Below are 3171 nucleotides of genomic sequence, written 5' to 3' on the forward strand. Positions count from 1 at the left end.
CTCGACCACGTCATTCCGGACGGGTCCTTCACCTGCCTGCTCGGGCCGTCCGGCTGCGGCAAGACCACCACCCTGCGCATGATCGCCGGGTTGGAGCAGCCGACCCTGGGCGAGATCAGCGTGGGCGACCGGGTCCTGGACTCGGTCGAGCGCGGCGTCTACGTCCCGCCGGAGAAGCGGGACATGGGGCTGGTGTTCCAGAACTACGCGCTCTGGCCGCACCTCACCGTCCGCGGCAACACCGAGTTCGGGCTCCGGATGCGCCGGGTCCCGGCGGAGCGCCGCAAGGCCCGCGCGCGGGAGGCCCTGGAGAAGGTCCGCGTCGCCGACTGCATGGACCGGTACCCGTCCCAGCTGTCCGGCGGCCAGCAGCAGCGCGTCGCGCTGGCGCGGATGCTCGCCGTCGACCCCGACGTCCTGCTGCTGGACGAGCCGCTGTCCAACCTCGACGCGCGGCTGCGCCTGGAGATGCGGACGGAGCTGAAGCGCATCCACGAGGAGACGGGCGCGACGGTCGTGTTCGTCACCCACGACCAGATGGAGGCCATGACGATGGCCACGCACATCGCCGTCATGGCGGAGGGGGAGCTCCAGCAGGTGGCGCCGCCGATGGAGATGTACGAGCGGCCCGCCAACCGGTTCGTCGCCGAGTTCGTGGGAAGCCCGCCGATGAACATCGTCCCCCTCGGCGACGAGCCCGACGGGCTGGCCGGGTCGCTGCTGCGCTTCGTGGAGAAGCACGCCGGGCTGAGCGGGCCCGCGTGCGCGGGCGTCCGCCCCGAGGCGCTGAAGCTGGCGAAGTCGCGGGACGAGGTGCCCGACGCGGCCTGGTGGGACGAGGCGGTCGTCGAGACCGTCCTGCCGACCGGGTCGAGCTGGACCGTGCAGCTGCGCGTCCTGGACACCGACCTGTTCGCCGTCACCCACGAGGACCCCGAGGCGGCCCCGGGCGACCGGCTCCACTGCTGGACGCGCCCCGGGCGGCTCCACGTGTTCGCCGAGGACGGTTCCCGGATGGGCGCCTGGGACGACGCCGTCGCGCCCGTCAAGAAGGCCGCCCTGTGACCGCGCCCATGCGCCGGCCGCGGGCGCTGCTGCTGGACTTCGGCGGCGTGCTGGTCGAGACCTCCAAGCGGGACGGCTGGCCGGCCGCTCTGGCCAAGGAGGTCCACGCCCTTCTCACCGGCGCCGGCTCCCGCGAGCTGGACGCCGCCGCGATCGAGACCGACATCAGGGCGGGCGCGGCCGCGGACAAGTGCTGGAAGGACGCCATGTCCCGCCCGTACGCCCCGCGCGAGATGACCCACGCCGCGTTCTGGGGCGACTACGTGGCGGCCGACTGGCCCGCGCCCGCGCGGCAGCTCGTCGTCGCGCACGCCACCCCGCTGTGCAAGCGGATGGGCGAACTGCGGCAGGACCGGCGCACCCGTCCCGGCATCCCCGAACTGCTCGACGCCGCCGCCGGGCTCGGCATCCCCTGCGCGGTCGTCAGCAACGCGCTGTCCGGCGCGGTGCACCGCGACTACACGGCGTCGACGGGGCTGGCGGGCAAGCTCGCCCTGGAGGTGTACAGCGACGAGGTCGGCATCCGCAAACCCAACCCGGAGATGATCTGGATCGCGACCCGCGCCCTCGGCGTCGAGCCGTCGGACGCCTGGTACGTCGGCGACAACTTCGACCGCGACGTCCTGTGCGGGCACCGCGCCGGCGTCGGCGGGAACGTGCTGATGGTGGCCAAGGGCACCCATGACGTCCCGTACGAGGTCCGCTGCCGCCCCGACGCCGTCGTCGACGACGGGCACGGACTGCTGGACCTGCTCACCGCCACGACAGAAGGAGAACGATGAGCGTCGACGTCCCCGCCTCGCGGGAGCTCGCCGGGATCGCCGAACTCGCCGCCCGCGCCACCGGGGACCGTCTGCGGACGGCGTTCCGGTCGCGTCCCGAGGTCGATCACAAGCGCGACATCCACGACCCGGTCACCGAGCACGACCGGGCGGCGGAGGAGACGATCCGCCAGGTGCTCGCCGAGCACACCCCCGGCAGCGTCGTCGTCGGCGAGGAGGGCGGCGTGGGCGGCGGCGACGGCGACCTGCGCTGGTTCGTCGACCCCATCGACGGGACCGCCAACTTCGCCGTCGGCCTGCCGTTCTTCTGCGTCTCCATCGGCGCGGCCGCAGGCGGCGAGCTGGTGGCGGGCGTCGTCTACGACCCGGTGCGCGACGACATGTTCACCGCCACGCTCGACGGCGCCACCTGCAACGGCGAACCGATCCGCAGCCGCGGCGCCACCCGCGACGACACCGCCGTCGTCGCCACGTCCTACCCGAGCGCCTACGACCTGAGCCTCGGGCGCGAGGAGGCGCTGCGGCGCTACGGCCGGATGGTCGACGCGTTCGCCACCGTCCGCCGCCCGGGCAGCGCCGCCCTCACCCTCGCCCACGTCGCCGCCGGATGGACGGACGCCGCCTACGACTCGTCCATCAACGCGTGGGACATCGCCGCCGGACTTCTGCTGGTCAGGCAGGCCGGCGGGACGTACGTGCCGCTCGGCGGCGAGCCAGGCGGCGACGACTGGGAGGCCCCCGGCTACCTGGCGTGCGTGGCCGGCTTCGACCTCGCCGGGTCCGTCATCGCCGAGGTCGCGGACTACAAGGGCGCGGGGGCCTGAGGACCCGCCCGCGAGCGCGCCCCGTGGTGGTTTGACAGCCCTTCGTGATCTTGACCAGACTCGGCGGCGCCGGCGGCGCGACCCGGCGCCGCGCGCTCGCGGACAGGAACGGTGAACGATGATCGATGCGCTGGTGGGACGGGGGACCCGGTGACTCCGGCCGGGTCCCGGGCGGAGCGGATCGCGGGGCTGCCGGAGGTGCGGGCGGTGCGTCCGGGTGCGGTGGCGGAGGCGGCTCGGGGGCGGGTGAGGCGTGCGTCGTTGCTGGGTGGTTCGGGTCGGTTGATGTTGGTGGCGGCGGATCATCCGGCTCGGGGTGCGCTGGCGGCGGGGGGTGATCCGCTGGCGATGGCCGATCGGGGGGAGTTGCTGGATCGGTTGTGCACGGCGTTGGAGCGTCCGGGTGTGGACGGGGTGCTGGGGACGCCGGATGTGATCGAGGATCTGCTGTTGCTGGGGGTGCTGGACGGCAAGGTCGTGGTCGGTTCGATGAACCGGGG

General features: G+C 73.7%; 3 protein-coding genes and 1 pseudogene. All 4 read left to right on the top strand.

All coding sequences use genetic code 11. The features are described from left to right. Window positions 1-1065: ABC transporter ATP-binding protein (locus AB0C69_RS40410; protein ID WP_360361765.1), on the top strand; the 1065-nt coding region annotated here is incomplete at its 5' end. After that, window positions 1062-1847 carry an HAD family hydrolase gene (locus tag AB0C69_RS40415; RefSeq protein WP_360361767.1) on the top strand — a complete coding sequence of 262 codons (786 nt, stop codon included), beginning with the start codon at window positions 1062-1064 and terminating at the stop codon, window positions 1845-1847. The genes AB0C69_RS40410 and AB0C69_RS40415, both read left to right, overlap by 4 nt. Then, window positions 1844-2671, top strand: a complete 828-nt coding sequence (locus tag AB0C69_RS40420) for an inositol monophosphatase family protein (RefSeq protein ID WP_360361770.1) — start codon at window positions 1844-1846, stop codon at window positions 2669-2671. Before AB0C69_RS40415 ends, AB0C69_RS40420 begins: the two co-directional genes overlap by 4 nt. Window positions 2672-2851: 180 nt before the next feature. Beyond that, window positions 2852-3171: pseudogene (locus AB0C69_RS40425) on the top strand (aldolase); the annotation flags it as partial.

It is taken from the genome of Actinomadura sp. NPDC048032 (genome assembly GCF_040653175.1).
In the GTDB taxonomy this organism is placed as follows: Bacteria; Actinomycetota; Actinomycetes; order Streptosporangiales; family Streptosporangiaceae; genus Spirillospora; species Spirillospora verrucosospora.

Bases quoted from the DNA above. Each gene is read 5' to 3' on its own strand.
- AB0C69_RS40420 (WP_360361770.1), top strand. From the start codon at position 1,844: ATGAGCGTCGACGTCCCCGCCTCGCGGGAGCTCGCCGGGATCGCCGAA.